At 44.7% G+C, this 17,124-nt stretch carries 15 protein-coding genes, 1 pseudogene and 1 riboswitch; of the genes and pseudogenes, 6 read left to right on the top strand and 10 right to left on the bottom strand.

Annotated elements, in window-relative coordinates; genetic code table 11:
* Positions 1–11 precede the first annotated feature (11 nt).
* Both LIR34_RS07990 and LIR34_RS07985 read right to left on the bottom strand, forming a co-directional pair.
* Positions 12–656: a cobalamin B12-binding domain-containing protein gene (locus LIR34_RS07990; RefSeq protein ID WP_161285990.1), complete on the bottom strand. Its 645-nt coding sequence runs from the start codon at positions 654–656 to the stop codon at positions 12–14.
* 54 nt (positions 657–710) lie between these two features.
* Positions 711–1,523: a dihydropteroate synthase gene (locus tag LIR34_RS07985; RefSeq protein ID WP_173902467.1), complete on the bottom strand. Its 813-nt coding sequence runs from the start codon at positions 1,521–1,523 to the stop codon at positions 711–713.
* A gap of 218 nt (positions 1,524–1,741) precedes the next feature.
* Here LIR34_RS07985 and LIR34_RS07980 point away from each other — a divergent pair, with 218 nt between their 5' ends.
* The 4 genes from LIR34_RS07980 to LIR34_RS07965 all read left to right on the top strand — a co-directional run bounded on the left by LIR34_RS07980 (position 1,742) and on the right by LIR34_RS07965 (position 5,682).
* Positions 1,742–2,401, top strand: coding sequence for a DUF1638 domain-containing protein (locus tag LIR34_RS07980; protein WP_173902466.1), 660 nt, complete (start codon positions 1,742–1,744; stop codon positions 2,399–2,401).
* A 105-nt stretch (positions 2,402–2,506) separates the two neighbouring features.
* The gene (locus LIR34_RS07975) at positions 2,507–3,163 is read left to right on the top strand and encodes a cobalamin B12-binding domain-containing protein (protein ID WP_161285993.1); all 657 of its coding nucleotides are present in this window, start codon (positions 2,507–2,509) and stop codon (positions 3,161–3,163) included.
* A complete protein-coding gene (locus LIR34_RS07970) occupies positions 3,153–3,899 on the top strand; it encodes a GntR family transcriptional regulator (protein ID WP_161285994.1) in 747 nt (248 codons plus the stop codon). The genes LIR34_RS07975 and LIR34_RS07970 overlap by 11 nt, the downstream gene beginning before the upstream one ends.
* On the top strand, positions 3,892–5,682 hold the full coding sequence (locus LIR34_RS07965) for an ASKHA domain-containing protein (protein WP_173902465.1): 1,791 nt from the start codon (positions 3,892–3,894) through the stop codon (positions 5,680–5,682). Before LIR34_RS07970 ends, LIR34_RS07965 begins: the two co-directional genes overlap by 8 nt.
* 138 nt (positions 5,683–5,820) lie before the next feature.
* On the opposite strand, the gene LIR34_RS07960 is transcribed toward LIR34_RS07965, so the two are convergent.
* The gene (locus LIR34_RS07960; RefSeq protein WP_173902464.1) at positions 5,821–7,563 is read right to left on the bottom strand and encodes an AMP-binding protein; all 1,743 of its coding nucleotides are present in this window, start codon (positions 7,561–7,563) and stop codon (positions 5,821–5,823) included.
* A 278-nt stretch (positions 7,564–7,841) separates the two neighbouring features.
* Here LIR34_RS07960 and LIR34_RS07955 point away from each other — a divergent pair, with 278 nt between their 5' ends.
* Positions 7,842–9,311 (top strand): hypothetical protein, encoded by a 1,470-nt coding sequence (locus tag LIR34_RS07955; RefSeq protein ID WP_173902463.1) that lies wholly within the window; start codon positions 7,842–7,844, stop codon positions 9,309–9,311.
* A gap of 61 nt (positions 9,312–9,372) precedes the next feature.
* Here LIR34_RS07955 and LIR34_RS07950 read toward each other — a convergent pair whose 3' ends face one another.
* The 3 genes from LIR34_RS07950 to LIR34_RS07940 form a co-directional block, all read right to left on the bottom strand.
* On the bottom strand, positions 9,373–12,579 hold the full coding sequence (locus LIR34_RS07950) for a hybrid sensor histidine kinase/response regulator (protein WP_173902462.1): 3,207 nt from the start codon (positions 12,577–12,579) through the stop codon (positions 9,373–9,375).
* Between the two features lie 150 nt (positions 12,580–12,729).
* A riboswitch (cyclic di-GMP riboswitch) is annotated at positions 12,730–12,820 on the bottom strand.
* Between the two features lie 129 nt (positions 12,821–12,949).
* Positions 12,950–13,396 carry a zinc ribbon domain-containing protein gene (locus LIR34_RS07945; protein WP_173902461.1) on the bottom strand — a complete coding sequence of 149 codons (447 nt, stop codon included), beginning with the start codon at positions 13,394–13,396 and terminating at the stop codon, positions 12,950–12,952.
* Entirely contained in the window at positions 13,380–13,574 is a 195-nt protein-coding gene (locus LIR34_RS07940) for a hypothetical protein (protein ID WP_173902460.1), read from the bottom strand. The genes LIR34_RS07945 and LIR34_RS07940 overlap by 17 nt, the downstream gene beginning before the upstream one ends.
* Positions 13,575–13,739: 165 nt before the next feature.
* Here LIR34_RS07940 and LIR34_RS07935 point away from each other — a divergent pair, with 165 nt between their 5' ends.
* Positions 13,740–15,083: an MATE family efflux transporter gene (locus LIR34_RS07935; RefSeq protein WP_173902459.1), complete on the top strand. Its 1,344-nt coding sequence runs from the start codon at positions 13,740–13,742 to the stop codon at positions 15,081–15,083.
* Positions 15,084–15,086: 3 nt separating this feature from the next.
* Here LIR34_RS07935 and LIR34_RS07930 read toward each other — a convergent pair whose 3' ends face one another.
* The 4 genes and pseudogenes from LIR34_RS07930 to LIR34_RS07920 form a co-directional block, all read right to left on the bottom strand.
* Positions 15,087–15,476: a response regulator gene (locus tag LIR34_RS07930; protein WP_173902458.1), complete on the bottom strand. Its 390-nt coding sequence runs from the start codon at positions 15,474–15,476 to the stop codon at positions 15,087–15,089.
* A gap of 68 nt (positions 15,477–15,544) precedes the next feature.
* The gene (locus tag LIR34_RS17755; protein ID WP_279606855.1) at positions 15,545–15,703 is read right to left on the bottom strand and encodes a histidine kinase dimerization/phospho-acceptor domain-containing protein; all 159 of its coding nucleotides are present in this window, start codon (positions 15,701–15,703) and stop codon (positions 15,545–15,547) included.
* Positions 15,704–15,742: 39 nt separating this feature from the next.
* Positions 15,743–15,886 (bottom strand): annotated as a pseudogene (locus tag LIR34_RS17750) (PAS domain-containing protein); the annotation flags it as partial.
* Between the two features lie 157 nt (positions 15,887–16,043).
* Positions 16,044–17,123, bottom strand: a complete 1,080-nt coding sequence (locus tag LIR34_RS07920) for an SH3 domain-containing protein (RefSeq protein WP_173902457.1) — start codon at positions 17,121–17,123, stop codon at positions 16,044–16,046.
* Position 17,124: the final 1 nt, after the last annotated feature.

The raw sequence follows: 17,124 nt of genomic DNA, 5'->3' as shown, positions 1-17,124 counted from the left end.
CCCTCTTTGCTTTATGCCGTTTTGGCCCAGGATTTACAGTAGTCGATGGTTGTCTGCGGGCTGCTTGCCCACGCATCTGCACCAGTCTGCTCACAAACCTCAGCATTTACAGGAGCACCGCCGATCACAATCTTGACATCGTCTCTCATACCGGCTTCTTTGAATGCATCAATTGTGTCTTTCATAGAGTCAATCGCAAGTGTCAGAACTCCTGACAGACCAATGATATTGATTCCTTCTGCCTTTGCAGTCTCAACGATCTTTTCCGGAGCCACATCGATACCGAGATCCAGAACTTCAAATCCTGCTGCTTCCAGCATGGAACGTACAATGTTCTTTCCGATATCATGGAGGTCATCCTTAACTGTGCAGAGGATCATTCTTGCTTTTACGGTATCCTCGCCGCCATCCGTGATCAGAGCGTCCTTTAAGATCTCAACTGCCTTTGTCATCAGTTCGCCTGCATAGATCAGGTCACCTACAAAGTATTCACCTTCTTCAAAAAGAGAGCCGACTGTATCCATACCCTTCTGGCAGGCTTCCATAGCCTTCTGTGCATCAGCACCGCCCTCTGCCATTACCTGCTCCAGAGTTTCCACCATAACGTCTTCATCAAGATCTCCCATTGCCTCTGCTAATTTATTAAAATCTATCATGTTATTTTCCCTTTCTTTTCCATTTAATCATTAATAAATAAAATAAACGACAGGTTATTTCTTCTTTGCTCCTATCAGACCCTTGCGGTATGCACGGTTATACTTTCTTCCACCCTTATCCTTCATGCAAAGTGCTTCGCAGGCGTAGATCGTACTCATGATATCTACATTGCACGGATCCATAATGGCAGAGTCCAGACCCGCCTGGATCGCATAAGCCATACAGTTGGAGTTGATATACTTTCTTGCCGGCATCTCAAAACTGATATTGGAAATAGCTCCCGTCACCTTTACCTCAGGTGCATATTCATGGATTCCTCTGATGCAGGCTTCAAAATCCTTCATTGCTGAAGGCATAGTGGAAAGTGCCATTACGCATGGATCAATATGCAGATGATCCAGTGCAACCCCATATTTCACTGCCTTGTCGATGATGCGTTTCGCAATATCAATCTTCTTCTCCACTTCTGTCGGAATTCCACCCTTATCACAGGTCAGTCCCACTACATTCCAGTCAGTTCCGGCGATCAGCGGGAAAATAATCTCACACTTATCTCCCTCTTCATTTACTGAATTCACCATTCCAGGCTTCTTTACCAGACCCTCCTCAAGAATCCTTGCAAGAAGCTTCGCATTCGGACTGTCAATGCAGATCGGGGTGTCAGTCACCTGCTGAATCAAATCGATCAGCCATACCATCGCATCATATTCCAGTTCCGGTGCAGTACTGGCTGCACAGTCGATAAAGTGTGCTCCGGCCTCCGTCTGGTTCTGTGCTCTCTGCTTGATCAGCTCCGCATCGCGATCAGCAATAGCCTGCTTTACCGAAGGAATCGCCCCATTAATTTTCTCTCCGATAATAATCATATCTTTGTCCTCCCGTTACATTATATAGTTCGCGCGCTATCTTTATACAACTAGTATAGACAAGTTTGCATAGAATGTCAATATCATTGTTTATTTCTTATACTTTTTTTGAGTTATTTTTATTTTTTTATGCATTTTAGCCAACTCTTGTTTGTCTCTTATTGACTTTTCTCCGGTTTCAAGCTATTATGAAAGGAAGATAAAAGGAAGATGTTTTTATGGATAAGACACTTGTGATTGGATGCCGGACAACCGAAAACGAGCTGCTTGCCGTCATGCGTGCAGCAGGTATCAGCTATGATCTTGTATGGATCGAAGCCCGGCTTCATAACGTAAAAAAGAAACTGAATAAAGCTCTCTCTGATCTGATTTCCGAGGCAGAAAATTATGATACCATTCTTTTTGCCACCGGTTTTTGCGGAAACTCGGTTCTTGGTCTGGAAAGCAACCATGCCAGGCTTGTCCTGCCACGTGTGGATGACTGCACATCCCTCCTCATCGGCGGAACCAGGAACAAGTCCAGCTGGATGGATTCTTATTTTCTGACAGAATGCTGGCTGAAGAGCAAGGGCAATATCTGGGATGAATACAAACATGCCGTTGCCCGATACGGGAGTGAACGGGCAGACAAAATCTTCCAGGTTATGTTTGCTCACTATAAGCGGATCACACTCATCGATACAGGCTGCTATGATCTTGTAAAGACAAGAGAAACAGCTTCTGAGATTGCCAGAGCCTTCTCTCTCGATCTCAATGTTCTTCCCGGAACGCTTTCCTACCTGACAGATCTCCTGACCGGAAACTGGGAACCTGATCGTTTTCTCATTGTTCCTCCACACAGCCGAATCTCATCAGAGGATCTTTCCAGACTGTCCTGACACTCTGATCTTCCAGTCTGGAATCATATGTACAAACTGATTTTTATAACTGTTCAGTACCTTCTGAACAGTTACTGATTTTTATATTTGTAGGAGTTTTTTCACATGACTGATATTACCTGCCTAAAAGAACAACTGATCGATGCCATGACAAAGCTCGATGATGAACAGGCTCAAGCCTTCGCAGAAGAACTGATTTCTCTCAGAATTCCTTCCGCAGAGCTTCAATCCTGCCTGGACCGCGGACTAAAGCAAGTCAACACCCTGTTTGAAGAGGGAGAATATTTTCTTGCAGACCTTATGTTTGCCGGAATGCTCTACCGCTCCATTCTGGACCTGATTCCTGTTTCAGAGAATTCCTCCGTTCAGCCGCACAAATGTGTCCTGATCGGTGTAGTCGAACGTGATATCCACGGAATCGGAAAGGACATTGTCTCAGGACTTTTAAAAGCAAATAACTTTAATGTGGTCGATCTGGGAACTAATGTATCACCGTCGTCCTTTGTAAATGCGATCAGGACGCATCACCCTCAGATTGTTCTGATGAGCGGTATGATGCACTACTCTCAGGACTCCATGAAACGTACTGTTGAGGCCATCACAGAAGCCGGACTCCGAGACAGCGTTACCATCCTCATAGGCGGCGGCTGTGTAAATGATTCTATTCTGGAATATATCGGTGCTGATGCCCGCGTCAACGAACCACTCGATACCATTGCACTTTGCAATCAACTGATTTCCAGAGGTATTTATGAAGAATAATAATCCTGTTTACCAGACAATTTATATGCATCTGAGAGACCAGATCGTAAACGGCGAACTCCTTCCGGGGCAGATACTCCCATCCGAAAATGAGCTGTGCCGGAGATTTTCCACTACCAGAGAAACTGTGCGCCGAGGCCTGACCCAGCTGACCCAGGAGGGGCTTGTATACTCCCGTCCCAAACGCGGTTACTTTGTCAGTGAGCCCAAAAATAACGATCTTTCTCTGACTATAAGTCCCAAAATCACCGAAAGTATTTCCCGTTTTAAGGATATACGCCTGATCCGTCCGAATATAGAACTTCAGAATGCACTCCAGATTCCTTCTGACCAGAGGATCATCGCCATCTACCGTGGAAGCTACCGGGACGAATTCCAGGTCGGCTTAGAGATCAAGTACCTTCCCTACGACAAGGGTATCCCATCCATCGAAAACGAGATCAACTACGCTGTTTTTCCGGAAGCAGCCAATGCCAAAACAGATTCTTTCAGTTATTATACGCAGCTGGAAATCTCAGCTGTATCTCCCGTTCCAGATCTTCTTCCTCTTCTGGAATGCAAAAAAAACGAACCGCTTCTGCTGATCAGCCGGATTTTTATCACTCAGGATGGGAAACGGATCGGATTCAGTAAGGAATATCTTCGCCAGCCTTATGGCTCTCTTTCCGGTTATTCCGGATACATTCAGAACCGGCAGGATTCTGTCGATGCATCACAGGAGGGATCTCATGCCTGACATCAAATTTTATCCAGACAATCTGACCATCACCGTTGCTGACGGAACACTTCTGATCGAAGCGATCCGACAGGCCGGATTATATATTGATGCTCCCTGCGGCGGGCAGGGAAAATGCGGAAAGTGCCAGGTCACACTCCTGAACCGGGAATCGCCTGTCACTGTTCTTGCATGCCATTTTACAGTGACAGAGGATCTTACCGTTGCACTTTCGCCCAGAACGGAGGCACAGATCCTGACAGATTCCAGTGTTCCAATTGCCCATCTGAAAGAGGCACAGATCAAGCTCCTCTCCGCAGTAATTCCCTGTCCGGCCATCGGTGACTGTGACTCGCTCTGCGGAAGAGTTTCATCCGTTCTGGAACAGCTTACAGGGGAACCTGTAAGGATTCCCCTTACCACAGCCACAACGCTTTATCAGCAGCTTGAGAAGCTTCCCAGACTTCCGGTTTCCGACGAATATCCTTCCGGTGCGTGGAAAGGCTTTTTTGTTCTTCAGGCAGATACCCTGCTTGCGATCCGTGAACAGCCTGGAAATGCCTATGTTCTGGCCTACGACCTTGGAACTACCACCATTGTTTCCTATCTTCTGGACGCTGTTTCCGGAAAGACTGTTCATATCTCCAGCACCTTGAATCCCCAGACAGTCTACGGGGCAGATGTGATCAGCCGATGCGAATATGCTGTTTCCGATCCGGAGTCCCGCCTGACCTCCAGCATTCAGAGTGCGATCGCAGCCCTTGCAGAGGAACATATCAGGGCTCTTGGAATTGATTCCTCGGATATCTTCTTTGCGGTTCTCGCCGGCAACACCTGTATGGAGCATCTCCTTCTCGGCGTTTCTCCGGATTCTCTGCTTCATGCCCCTTACCTGGCAACCATTGATCAGCTGATCTGTGTTCCTGCAGCCTCTCTTACACTTCCGTGCCAGATCGGTGCCCAGGCGGCAGTCCTTCCCTGTATTGCCGGCTTCGTCGGCGGGGATACCATTGCCGTTTTGCTCTCACTTCCACAGCAGACCTTCGATTCACTGACTCTTGTACTGGACATCGGAACCAACGGTGAACTCATCCTCGGAAAAGGAGACCAGCTCTACACCTGTTCTACGGCTGCCGGTCCTGCTTTTGAAGGTGCCAGAATCTCCTGCGGTATGCGTGGGGCTCCCGGTGCCATCGACCATGTCTCTGTTGAAGACGGAAAGCTGAAGCTTCATGTGATCGGAGACGGAATCCCCACAGGGATCTGTGGTTCCGGTCTTCTGGACCTTGTCGCCTGCCTTCTGGATCTTGGTATCATTTCCAAACGGGGACGTCTGGAAAAACCAGCCAAATGGCCGGATGAACTTAAGGAGACCTACGGTGTACGCTTTGTGACACGTAACAATGTTTCCGCCCTGCTTCTGACAGATGATGAAAACGGTATTTATCTTTCTCAGAAAGATATCCGGGAGGTTCAGCTTGCAAAGGCTGCTATTGCTTCCGGCATCGAACTTCTCTGTCAGGAAATGAAGGTTTCTGACACTGATATTTCGCAGGTTCTGCTGGCCGGAGCCTTCGGCACCTACCTTTCTCCAAAGAGTGCCTGCCGGATCGGACTGATTCCGGAACCTCTCCTTGAGCGGATTCGTGCCATCGGAAACGCCGCAGGAGAAGGTGCAAAACTGGCTGCCTGCAGCCGCACTGTCCTTGAACAGAGCCAGCATCTTGCAAAGCAGACCCATTTTGTTGAACTCGCCACTTCCAGACAATTTCAAGAAACCTATTTAAAGAAACTGAATTTTTAAACATAAGAAAGCAATCAGCTCCTCTTATAATCAAAACAGAGCAGGAGGCGGTAATCAGCCGTCTCCTGCTCTGTCTTGGTCTAAGCATATTATATTGCTCGTTTGAACAAGTATAACCTTTGTTTTTCTTATTTCCTCTTATTCTGCCTGCTGCAGTTCTTCCAGAATCTGAGCTGTCAGTTCTTTTCTGTTTGTTTTGAAGTGGAAATAAGGTCTTTCCGTAATTACTCTGATTTCTACCGGATATTCATGCTCATCCAGTGTATCCTTCAGAAGTTCTGCCACTTCCTCCAGTGTCCTGCTTCCATCGAGAATGACAAACAGATACGGACGGAAATATCCTTCATGTTCCATATCCGGCACAACACAGAAGAAACCATCCTGTACTCCAGGAGTTCTTACTGCCTTTGTCTCCATTCGCATCACACGAAGTGGTTTGTCACCATAAGCTCTTATAGCGCCGCGTCCGAGAATATGGATAATTCCCTGCTCCGTGATATATGCCTCATCACCTGTATGTAACCAGGTATTTCCATCCGGATGTTCAATCAGAGTCTTCTCTGTCATTTCTTCGCCTCTCCATCCAGAATAGTGAAGCATCATAGACGGACCTGTCATGCAGAGTTCCCCCGCTTCTCCGTAGTTCAGCTCATTCAGATCCTTATCAAATACTCCAAGTACGGTAGCCGGCATTGGCATACCTACACATCCATCCTCCAGCGGGAACATCGGGTTTGGCAGCGTGAAGTTGGAACATCCCTCACTCTGTCCATATCCAGCACTTAATTTTGCCTTTATGTTGTGTTTATGGAAGAATTCCTCTACCTCTGCATACTTGCGGTCATTCATAGCCTCAGCACCTGCACCGATGGTTCTCAGGTGAGACATATCATAATCCTCCGGAATTCTCTTACTGTTCATTAACAGATCACAATATTTCGGAATCAACGCCCAGAAGTTTGGCTTACGATTCATAAATTCAATGTCAATATCCTCCAGCGGGCAGAAAGGATCCAGTTCTACCAGCAGTCCTGTGGAAAGCGGGAAGATTGTCATGGAAACAGTTACCGCGATCAGTGCCGGAGGAAGAATCGGTGTCCACCAAACCTCCTGAACCTCTGATGGTGGAATAAAGATCGACATCTGGAATGCAGTTGCCACCACATTTGCGGAAGAATGGATCACAAGCTTGGAAATTCCTGTGGAACCACTTGTATATGCTCCAAATACGGCTCTCTCAGGATCTGTCGGTGCCAGATATTCTCCTTCAAAGTTTCTTCCCAGTTCCATAAACTCCTGCCAGCTCATATCTCCTTCTACAGTCTCTGTCTCAGCCGGATAACGGGATTCAATCTCTTTCAGAACATAGTCCTTCATCTGACTCTTGTCTGCATACTCAAAAGGTGATACCTTGATCATTCGTGTCATCGGAGTTGTCGTGCGGAATAACTCCTCATCTTCCTTTGATACGTAATCCATTGCAAATGCAGTGTCTGTTCTGCTCTTACGAATCGCGAAGCAAAGTTCTTCTGGCTCATCGTCACGGCAGATAACCGTCACACCAACTCTCTCTGCTGCAAAAAGCAGGATATAATATGCCGGTGTGGACGGTAAAAAGGACGGGATTCTGTCTCCCACCTCAAAGCCAAGGGCTTTCAGTGCTCTTGCGGCAATATCAACCTCTGCCCAAAACTGTTTCCACGTGATCTTGTTTCCATAATATTCAAATGCTGCTCTGTTTTCATCCGGATTTTTCATTTTTAAAAATGATTCCATAGTAATTCTCGGTATATCAAGATTTCTGAATTCTTCCGGGTAGAAATTAAGCCACGGTTTGTCAATACTTGCTTTACCTGTTAAATTCTGTTCTGCAAAATTCATCTTTTATCTCCTTTTTCTTCTCTTTTCTCTCTCTTTTCCACAAAGTTCGAGCTTTATTTTAACATAGGGTTTTTGAAATAACAATTTCTCGGAGCCGGAATCATCTTGAATCACTTGAATCATTTTTTTCATGTTTCACTCATAAATTGCAGTTATTTTGTTGCAATATGCCCTCTTCTGTTCTAAACTACTATCATACCATTAATTTCAGTATTGCGAATTATATGGAGAAGGAGGAAGATGCTGCGGAGTATTTTTCTGCTGCATCACAGATAAGTATGAAGACCAAAAATCGTTTCAGTATTTTATTAGAACACCTTATGTCTGTCGCAGACTTAAAAAACAGCGTCCTGGCAAAGGCTGTTCAGTATGACGACTCTTACATCAGTAAATGGATCAGTGGCAAGCTACTTCCCACTGAAAAGAATCATGAAGCTACGCTTCAGGCTATCAGCAATTATGTCGTAGACTCTCTTACTGAGGACGGCACAACACAGCTGCTCCAGGAATATCAGCTGCAGGACATTCAGGACTTAAAGACAGCGATCTATGACAATCTCGAATCGGAATATGTCTATGTGAAAGAATTACAGACTACGACCGGTGCAGAGATTGCACCCAAGATTTCTTATTATCCGGAGCTTACCCTGGATCAGTTTATTTTTAAAATGAAGCATCCATCTCTTCGAAAAGTAAATTCCCTGAATGTGTATGCGATCGTTGATATTTTAAATATCGATCCCAATTATCAGTTTCTGATTGCCGAGCTTAACAGTGGACATGTCGGAAGAGATCTGATTTTTCCGGGAGTACATTTTTCACTTTTGATCGATCTGGAGTCAGCAGCCTCCAGTGCCACTTACACAGCCTGTTTTTTGATGAATGTACTCACCCATCTGTCAAACATTGATTTTAATCTTTATTGCGGTTCACAGGCACAGCGAAAGCTGATTTTTGCAATAAAGGATACCTACGCTATTTCCGGAATGCTGGTGGACAGCAGTCACTGTCTCGGAGTTTCCACGATTGAAGACAGCGAACTTACAAATGAACTCTATTACAAGATTCGGCTTCTCTGTAATAAAGAAACTCTGCTACTCCGCAAAACAACCATTCCTGAAATGATTCACCGTTTCGAGTATGAACAGACCCTGATCTCCCAGAACCAATATTGCCTTGTCGGACACCTGACAGAACATTTTCTTCCAAAAGATCTGTACATAGAACTTCTTGATGCATACTGCCAGAACAACAATGAACTCCGGGGGCAGGACATGAAAAAATCAAATCATCTTGTCCATCGCATTCTGGAGACCACCCCGATTCATCTGCTCATTTATGCTTCCGTGCTAAAAGATTTTACCGTTACCGGAGAACTTGATTTCTTTGGAGTCAGAATGTGCTTAAATTTATCTCAGCGTCTGCGCTGCCTTAAGAATCTGGAGTACATGGCGACCCAGCTTGAGCATCTGGATATCCGTGTTCTGCCGGAGGGCCTCCTGTCCGATCATCAGCATATCGCACATCCCACACTTTTTTTGTCAGATTCCATATGCTATCTGCGTTTAAAAAGATTCACTCCGGAATACAATATCTGCATTCCAAATAAGATCGCTCTGAATTGCATCTTCGAGGAATTTTTCCATGATGTCTGGAATTCACTCGCTGATAATGACAATCGCCGCAATGTATTGTCCATGATCAAACATGCTATTCATGCAGTAGAGATTATGATGGAAATTAATTAATTAATTAAGAGGCAGACCGTATGTCTGCCTCTTTTCTTTCCCATACACACCTGGAAATGAACTACAGCCAGCTTTCCAGAACATCATTCAGCTTATTCATATCCAGCGGTTTTGCAATATGTCCATTCATGCCTGTATTTTTGGCCAGCTGTACATCCTCTGCAAAAGCATTGGCAGTCATGGCAACAATCGGCAGTTTTCCCTGTTCACCCGGAAGGCTCCTGATTGCCGCCGTTGCCTCATAACCATTCATGACAGGCATTTGTATATCCATAAAAATAAGATCATACAAGCCTTCCTGAGACACTTCCACCTTTTCAACTGCAATCTTTCCATTTTCTGCTGTTTCCACTTCTGCCCCTGTCATCTCCAAAATTTCAACAGCAATTTCTCTGTTTAACTCATTATCCTCGACCAGCAGAATCTTTTTTCCTGTATAGTCTGCTTCTGACAGCTCCTCCAGATAATTTCTTGCTGTTTTTTCTTTTCTGCCTGAAGTAAACTGCCGTAGTGTTGCCGTCAGCCGGGAACGGAACAGCGGTTTTGCAATAAAAGCATCTACACCTGCAGCCTTTGCTTCTTCTTCAATTTCAGTGAATTCATAGGATGTCAATACAATGATGGTGATCTCTTTTCCTATCCGTTTCCGGATCTGTCTGGCAGTCTCTATACCATCCATATCCGGCATCTTCCAGTCTAAAATAACAGCAAAGTAATCATCTTTCAACTCATGCCGTGCATAACAGCGCTCAACCGCTTCCCTGCCAGAGAGAACCCATTCACCCATAATACCGATTTCCTTCAGTGTGGCAACTGTACTTTCACAGCATGTCTTATCATCATCCACTACCAGAACCGGCAGATTCATCAGATTTTTGTCCTGTTCTTTTTCTTTTTCCTGAAGCTCCAGATAAATTGTTACCGTAATTCTGGTTCCCTTATGTAAGGTACTGTCCACTTTAATATTACCATTCATCAGGTTCACAATATTTCTGCTGATTGCCATTCCAAGACCGGTTCCCTGAACTCCGGTTGTCCGGTGGTCATCTGCACGGCTGAAAGGATCAAACATGATTTTCTGGAATTCCGGTGACATACCGATTCCATTATCCTCAATCGTAAATTCATAGCATCCAAGTTCTGAGAATCCATTGGGTTTTTCCTCTATCGAAAAAGTAATATTTCCACCATCCGGTGTATACTTGATCGCATTACTCATAAGATTCACAAATACCTGCTGGATTCTCAGGCTGTCACCACAGACATCCTCATGCTCAATGTGATTGATGTGTATATCAAAATTATGTTTATGTTCATCAAGCACCGGTTTCGTAAGTGTAATAAGATTATCTACCAGCTCTGACAGATTGAAATCCTCCTGTGCCAGCGTCATTTTACCACTCTCAATACGTGCCATATCCAGCACTTCATTAATCAGCCCCAGCAGATGACGGCTTGATTCTGTGATTTTGCTGAGACATTCAATGACTCTGTCCTGACTCTCAATATTTGCTCCTGCGATTGCCGTCAGACCGACAATGGCATTCATCGGTGTCCGGATATCATGGGACATATTGGAAAGGAATTCTGTCTTCGCACGATTTGCATTTTCTGCGGACCGGTAAGCCTCTTTCAGTGCCTTACGGGATTCAATCTCTGCTTTCTTCTCCTGTGTCACATCCATGGATGCCAGCAATACCTTTACCAGCTTTCCATTCTCCCATTCCAGGGGAATATAAGAAGCGATTTTATAAGTCTTTTCATCCAGACTACAGTACTCAAACTTATAAATATCATTTTCACTTTTCAGTTTTTTCCGGATATTTCCCGGTGTAATCAGGATATCCATAGCTTCCAGTGGTTCCAGTGTCTTATATTTTTCAAGAACCTGCATCTGAAAATCATGATAAAATCCCAGAGGTTTATATATCATCTGTCCATTCAGGTTATAGAATTCATACCTGTCATTTTCCAGATCACAGACAACAAAACGGTCGACCAGACGTACGATACTCTGGATCAGCAGCTCCATGGAGGCATTGTCTGCTACAACCTGCAGATGCCGTGCACTCTCTACTTTCGCCTCCGTAATATCCCGCAGAAAGATCATGGCATATTCCGAATCCTCTATCTTGCCACGTATGATCACATTACGGACCCATCGTTCTTCTCCATTCAGAGTGATTCGGCACTCTAAAGCCAATTCGGTTTCCAGACCCTTCAGCCTTTCTGCAATATAACCACGGTCGTAAAAAGAGGATACCGCCTTCTTATCTGTCTCCACAACATAGGAATCCACAAAATGCCGAATCAATTCATCCCACGTATAACTCTGTTCAAAGACGGTCATCAGGGACGGTTCAACCTTAAAGGTATCAAAAGTATTCGCTTCCAGATTCACATAATACTCGCACAAATCTGCTTTCGTAAAAGCCCGGTGGAAAGCAGCAGATTTTTGTGCCTGCATGATTTCTTTTTTCTCCCCATCAATGTTAATAAAAATCCCGGCAATCCTGCTGGCAGAACCATCCAGACGGCGTATTACTTCTGCCGATGCCCGAAACCACTGGTATTGATTATCCTTCATTCTCATACGATACTCTACCTGGTATTTTATCTGGTTCGTCTTATCCTTAATTGCCGCCTGAAGCTGCACCATTACTCTTTCTTTATCCTGTGGATGCAGAAGATCTGACCAGGATTCCAGTTTATTCGGAAAGTCCAGAGTGTCATGATAGCCAAGCATTTTTCGGAATTCATGACTCCAGTTTGCATTCACAATCTCACTGTTTTCGTCACAGTCAAAATACCAGAAGCCGGAATAGATAGCCTCATTGAGCAGTGTCAAATTTACATGATCCCAGTTGACCTGTACGGACATAACCCAGATCTGTCTGCCCGCCTCATCTGTCGCATCCTCTTTACAAAGCCGTACATTATTCACTGTACCGTCTGCTGCAAGGATCTGTGCTTCCCCTGTTCCGTGAAGCTGCAAAAAACGGTCTCGCTCCAGTATATCTTCCTCGTCATAAAAGAAGTTTCTCAATGAGCCTTTTGTCTGTTCCATGAAAGTATCGAATGTATATCCCGTACTGCGTAACAGCAGATTACTTACAGACAAAATAGACAGGTTTTGGTCATAGTATCCTGTCATTATGCCTACCCCACCATTATTTTCCAGTGTCCTCTGTACTGCCTGCGACACGGTCTGTGTCTGTCCCGGTACAGTATCATTTAAAGAATATATTTTGTCTTCATAATTTCCCATTTTATAAAAATCCTCACTCCGTTCTGGCACACAAAAAGGACACCTGCCCAAAGTCCCGCCAGTGTCCCTTCTGCTTCTCTTTCATATCACACATCCATATGTATTTTTCACAATCTCATCCGATCTCGCATCTTTTCTACATATGGAAACAGCGGCAACCGGCTGACATGGTCAGGTTTTCTGACTTTAGTCCCTTCTGGCTTTGCGTTCCTGCTTTTCAACAGGTTTGCCTTGAAATAATTTTCATTTTTATCAAAAAACAAAATATCATGAAGTTCTACACACGTCAATAATATTTTGATGAAATCATTACTGTTCATTCCGTTCACAGCAACTTGGTCAAAATCCATTCCTCATCACCTTTGGTACATCAATTCAGAGGGCGGGACCGAATCCAGTGCCGAGTAACCTCTGTGCCATCCTTCAGGCAGAAAAGCAGTTCGTCCGTCCCCTGCACCGTGATGGCTTCCACTTTATCAGAGAAGATATTCTCATCAAATTCCGGGATGCCAAGCACCGCCGCACTGGCTTCCATGAGTTTCGCTTCTGAGATATTCTTCGAATCACACCGTCTGTACTTTTCAGCTTTCTTTCCTGTACAGACCCAAATCGGACGCTTTTTGCTGATCTCACTGGTATTCCAAAGCTGTCTGGTGTAATGCCTTTTACAGCGGCCACAGATCACCTTCATCGTAAATGGATATTTCTTACCTGTGTGATTATAAGGAAACCGTCCCATTTCCCTGTTTCGGGCAAATTGCTCCTGCGCCCGTTCAAAAGTATCCATGTCGATGATTGCCTCATGGGTGTCCTTCACAAAGTACTGTGGTAGCTCCCCCGTGTTCATCACTTTCTTTCTGGATCACAGTCATCGTTCCCTCCACCCAATGATAGCCAAAAGTTCTGCGTTTTGTATTTCCGATTCCTTTCTGGAAAGCTTTGCGAATCGCCCACTTTACATTTTCGCTGATAGCTTCACTTTCTGCCTGTACCACAGATGTGCATGGGAATTCCCGCTCTACAAGCAGTCTTTACATTGACATCAGCAACATATGCATGGTATGGTACAAATAATAAGGTAGAGAGGAAACTGTCACGAAGAGCAGTCCTTCATCTCTATTGATTCAAAGAACACAGGAAAGGGAAGAGTAATTTTAGCTATGAAAAAGAGTTTGAGAATGACAGAGGGAAGTATCTCCCAAAAGATCATTTTTTTTGCAATTCCATTGTTTCTGGGAAATCTGTTCCAGCAATTGTATAATACTGCTGATTCCCTGATCGTAGGAAATTTTCTTGGAAGTAATGCACTGGCGGCAGTCAGTTCATCTGGAAATCTGATTTTTCTGATGGTAGGTTTTATTAACGGTATTGCCATGGGTGCAGGTGTTGTTATTGCACGATATTATGGAGCCAAAAAAAGAGACTGCCTGCAAAAGGCAATCCATACAACGGTTGCATTTGGACTTGTGGCCGGTGCTGTGCTGACAATTTTGGGAATGTTTCTGGCACCAAAGATCCTGGTATTGATGGGAACTCCTGCGGACGTGCTCCCGGAATCTATTGTATATTTCCGTACATATTTTGCAGGGTCTATGGGTGTTGTCATGTACAATATCTTTGTTGGAGTTCTGCAGTCGGTCGGTGATGGACGCCATCCACTGATATATCTGATTATTTCTTCCTGTGTCAATGTCGTTCTGGATATTTTCTTTATCGCAGGTCTTGGCATGGGAGTCGGATCAGCAGCACTTGCAACCGCAATTTCACAGTTTGTCAGTGCACTGCTCTGTATGGTTCATCTGCTGCGTGTGGAAGAAGAATACCGTCTGGAACTGCGAGAGATTCGTTTTGACAGTTCTATGCTGAAGCAGATCATCCAGAATGGTGTACCATCTGGCTTTCAGAATTCAGTGATCGCGATCGCGAATGTTTTTGTGCAGTCAAATATAAATGCATTTGGAAAAATGGCAATGGCAGGATGTGGTTCCTACTCTAAGATAGAGGGGTTCGCCTTTTTGCCGGTGACCTGTTTTACGATGGCTCTGACAACCTTTGTCAGTCAGAATCTGGGTGCAAAACAGTATGACCGGGCGAAAAAGGGAGCAAGGTTTGGAGTACTCTGTTCGATTGCTATTGCAGAGTTGATCGGTATTATCATATATACGGCAGCACCGGTACTGATCACAGCGTTTAACAGAGATCCTGATGTTGTACATTATGGAGTCATGCAGTCCAAAACAATTGCGTTATTTTATTGTCTGCTGGCGTTTTCTCATTGTATCGCAGCAGTACTTCGTGGATCAGGTAACGCATCCGTTCCGATGATCGTTATGCTCTGTGACTGGTGTCTGTTCCGCGTAAGCTACATTACTGTGGCAGTTCGTATTATCCCGGATATACGAGTGATTTTCTGGGCATATCCATTGACCTGGGGTATCAGCTCCGTGATCTTTCTGTATCTGTTCTTACGGGGAAAATGGGTGTACGGATTCGAGAAATCTTAACCGCTATACCGAATACTCGCATAAAATTTTCTTTACATTTTCGATTTTTACAGGCTTTGCAAGGTGAGCATTCATTCCCGCTGCCAGACACTTTTCTTTATCTTCTCTGAATGCATTTGCTGTCATGGCAATGATTGGGATTGTCTCAGCATCTGGATGTTTCAGTGACCGGATTGTTTTTATCGCAGTAAGCCCATCCATTACAGGCATCATGATATCCATCAGAATTGCGTCAAGATAACCTTCCGGTTTCTCCTGAAACATTCTGACCGCCTGCAGTCCATCTTCTGCAACTGTCAGATTTGCACCTTCATCAGACAACAGCGTTTTCGCAATTTCTGCGTTCAGTTCATTATCCTCCACCAGCAATAAGTTTAATCCACTAATATCCATCTGTGCTGCTGTTTTCTTTACTGTATCTGGTACGGAAGCAAGTTTAAAAGGAATCTTGATGATAAAGGTTAATCCGATTCCCTGTCATCAAAATACTTCTCCGCAATCTTCAGCAATCCAATAATGCCATTCAGCGGGGTTCTCATATCATGAGACATCCTGGAGAGAAAATCAGACTTGCTTTTATTTGCTTTCTTTTCACTTTCCAATGCAATTGATTTGTGCATGAAGTCATTTTTATCCAGCATGAGATTCCAATGTTCGATGGTTCCGTCTTTCTTTATTACTTTCTGTCCCCGATCTTCGATGTATTTGTATGTGCCGTCCTTACAGCGTATCCGGTAAATAGTAGCATAATGATCGGAATGAGTATATTGATTTAATGCATCTGCAAGTCCGACTTCCACATCATCCGGATGTGCTGATTTTCATTCAGCAATGTAGCATATTTACAAATTTTCCCGTTTTAATGAACAAAAGCAACAAAGCAGAAAAATCCGATTTTAACTCCTCCGGATAAGTAGAAAATCCAATTTCCATTTATGGCTGGAAATTGGATCTTCATTCTTAACGTTTCTTATAATGGTAAATGATAACTCCGACTGCTGCAAGTATTGCAATTGCCAGAATCCAGATAAGAGGCTTAAAGCTTCCTGCATCCTTCTTTGCTGCTACACTCTGTCCTGCGGTCTGAACATTCTCTTTATTGTCCTGTTCGTCTGCTGCCGGTTTCGGAGTTTCCGTTACTTCCAGGGTTTCCGTTGCCACCGGGATTTCTGTCGGTGCAGGAGTCTCTGTCGGTACCGGTGTTTCTGTTGCCGCCGGAGTCTCTGTCGGTGCAGGGGTCTCTGTTGCCTTCGGTGCTTCCGTTGGAGTCACTGTTGTTGCGGTTGGTGTGGCTGAAGCTTCCGGTGCTTCTGTGACAGTCGGTGAGGCTGACTTCCCTGCTGATACCGCATCGCCTTCCTGCATTGGCATTGGTGTCATGTCCACTGCCTCTGAGGTCTGTGGGTTCTCATAAGTACCGTGTTCCTTCGCCCATTCTTCGGTCTTCTCCAGATCCACCCAGCCCTCTGTGCCATCAATCGTTGTAACGCCCCAATGGCTGCCGTCAACCAGATCTGCATCCTCCGTAATATGAAGAGTCTCTCCATTCTGGATCTCACGTACTCCCGGAACTTCACCGTACTTGGTTCCTGGTCCCTGATAAAGCTTCTGGGTGCCATCCTCTGCGTAAGCCCTGACATTGTAGTCTGCATTATAATCTACATTGTCTCTGCCTGCAATGTACAGTTCTGAATCGATTGCCTCCTTGCGGGACTGTGCCGGTCTGCAGTCATCTAGCGGAACATAACCGTACATACCATGGTATTCTGTATAACCCCAGGTTCGGTTGTTTGCCTTATCTTCGGTCTCTCCCTCAATATGTAAAGCCGTTCCATTCGGAATCTGGCTGTCATTTAATTTCGCAGAATTCAGATCCGGCAGAGAATAGATATCAATTCCTCCTGCCTTAGATTCTACGATCATGTAATAATCTGTTTTATAATCAGGACTTTGTTTCCCCTCCTGCACATCTGCCATAACATTCACACTCATCAGAAGTCCCAGCATGATGGTCAGAAGACTCGTTATTATCTTTTTCATT

This window comes from Blautia sp. MSK17_66 (genome assembly GCF_020538025.1).
Taxonomy (GTDB): domain Bacteria; phylum Bacillota; class Clostridia; order Lachnospirales; family Lachnospiraceae; genus Blautia_A.
This window is presented reverse-complemented; position numbering and strand designations above follow the sequence as displayed.

What these genes read in the sequence shown, in the direction of transcription:
- LIR34_RS07990 (WP_161285990.1), bottom strand. Translation starts at nt 656, where the DNA reads ATGATAGATTTTAATAAATTAGCAGAGGCAATGGGAGATCTTGATGAA.
- LIR34_RS07985 (WP_173902467.1), bottom strand. Translation starts at nt 1,523, where the DNA reads ATGATTATTATCGGAGAGAAAATTAATGGGGCGATTCCTTCGGTAAAG.
- LIR34_RS07980 (WP_173902466.1), top strand. Translation starts at nt 1,742, where the DNA reads ATGGATAAGACACTTGTGATTGGATGCCGGACAACCGAAAACGAGCTG.
- LIR34_RS07975 (WP_161285993.1), top strand. Translation starts at nt 2,507, where the DNA reads ATGACTGATATTACCTGCCTAAAAGAACAACTGATCGATGCCATGACA.
- LIR34_RS07970 (WP_161285994.1), top strand. Translation starts at nt 3,153, where the DNA reads ATGAAGAATAATAATCCTGTTTACCAGACAATTTATATGCATCTGAGA.
- LIR34_RS07965 (WP_173902465.1), top strand. Translation starts at nt 3,892, where the DNA reads ATGCCTGACATCAAATTTTATCCAGACAATCTGACCATCACCGTTGCT.
- LIR34_RS07960 (WP_173902464.1), bottom strand. Translation starts at nt 7,563, where the DNA reads ATGAATTTTGCAGAACAGAATTTAACAGGTAAAGCAAGTATTGACAAA.
- LIR34_RS07955 (WP_173902463.1), top strand. Translation starts at nt 7,842, where the DNA reads ATGAAGACCAAAAATCGTTTCAGTATTTTATTAGAACACCTTATGTCT.
- LIR34_RS07950 (WP_173902462.1), bottom strand. Translation starts at nt 12,579, where the DNA reads ATGGGAAATTATGAAGACAAAATATATTCTTTAAATGATACTGTACCG.
- LIR34_RS07935 (WP_173902459.1), top strand. Translation starts at nt 13,740, where the DNA reads ATGAAAAAGAGTTTGAGAATGACAGAGGGAAGTATCTCCCAAAAGATC.
- LIR34_RS07930 (WP_173902458.1), bottom strand. Translation starts at nt 15,476, where the DNA reads ATGGATATTAGTGGATTAAACTTATTGCTGGTGGAGGATAATGAACTG.
- LIR34_RS17755 (WP_279606855.1), bottom strand. Translation starts at nt 15,703, where the DNA reads ATGCACAAATCAATTGCATTGGAAAGTGAAAAGAAAGCAAATAAAAGC.
- LIR34_RS07920 (WP_173902457.1), bottom strand. Translation starts at nt 17,123, where the DNA reads ATGAAAAAGATAATAACGAGTCTTCTGACCATCATGCTGGGACTTCTG.